We start from the raw sequence: 993 nt of genomic DNA on the forward strand, positions 1-993 counted from the left end.
TTTTTGAATATTTGATAACTTCAATGAAAACCCAGCTATAATTTCTTTCACTTTTGAATTATTATGGTATAATTACCATAAATATAGTAATGGATATTTTCATGTCGAAACTATTAAAACCACTTAAGTGGGTAGGATCATCTTTGGATGATTTAAAACAATTTCCAGATGAGGTAAAGAGAACAGTTGGCTTTGCGCTAGATTTTGCTCAAAGAGGTACAAAGCATGATAAAGCAAAACCTTTAAAAGGTAATGATTTCAAAGGTGCATCTACACTTGAAGTTGTGGAGGACTATGATGGGAACACTTATAGAGCGGTATATACGGTGAAATTGAAAGATGCTATATACGTATTGCATTGCTTTCAGAAAAAATCTAAAACAGGCATTAGCACGCCAAAAACTGATATAGACCTGATAAAGAAACGATTAAAAGAAATTTTAAATATGCAGGAGAAGTAACATGCTTAAAATAACAGAAAGCTCAGGTAATGTGTTTAGCGACCTCGGTTTTGAAGATGCTGATGAGTTACAAGCTAAATCAGCACTAGCAAGGCAAATATCAATCGTAATTAAAGAGAAAAAACTTAGACAACGGGAAGCTGAAGAAATTACCGGAGTTAATCAAGGTGATATTTCAAAAATAATCAATGGTCACTGTGACAGATTTAGCATTGATAGATTGTTTAGTATGCTCTTAAAGCTTGGGCAAGATATTGAAATAACTGTTCACCCAGCTCAAACTGGGTTAGGGCATATCAATTTCATGCGCGCTTAAACGAAAAGGTATTTTTGTTAACTTATTTTGATTTATTATAGCGGGTTAAGTGTCAAGACCACTTTTTAAAAAAATTAAGATATAATTTGGAGCTCCTCATCCGTTAAACTTTTCTCAATTGGTGGCATATTTTTGTTATGTCTTTTATGGGCTGAGTAAGGTGTTATCCCGCCTAAACTTTGGTGTGGGCGAATGTAGTTATAAAACTCAAAATAC

General features: G+C 33.4%; 2 protein-coding genes. Both read left to right on the forward strand.

Going from position 1 to position 993, the window contains the following annotated elements:
- The first annotated feature begins 101 nt into the window (after positions 1 to 101).
- Positions 102 to 461, forward strand: a complete 360-nt coding sequence (locus ACTS4L_RS11325; protein WP_440652070.1) for a type II toxin-antitoxin system RelE/ParE family toxin — start codon at positions 102 to 104, stop codon at positions 459 to 461.
- A 1-nt stretch (position 462) separates the two neighbouring features.
- A complete protein-coding gene (locus ACTS4L_RS11330; protein ID WP_440618018.1) occupies positions 463 to 777 on the forward strand; it encodes a helix-turn-helix domain-containing protein in 315 nt (104 codons plus the stop codon).
- The last annotated feature ends 216 nt before the right edge of the window (positions 778 to 993 follow it).

Origin of the sequence: Cysteiniphilum sp. 19S12-1, assembly GCF_052030685.1 — a bacterium.
Taxonomy (GTDB): Bacteria; Pseudomonadota; Gammaproteobacteria; order Francisellales; family Francisellaceae; genus Caedibacter.

Bases quoted from the DNA above. Each gene is read 5' to 3' on its own strand.
- ACTS4L_RS11325 (WP_440652070.1), top strand. From the start codon at position 102: ATGTCGAAACTATTAAAACCACTTAAGTGGGTAGGATCATCTTTGGAT.
- ACTS4L_RS11330 (WP_440618018.1), top strand. From the start codon at position 463: ATGCTTAAAATAACAGAAAGCTCAGGTAATGTGTTTAGCGACCTCGGT.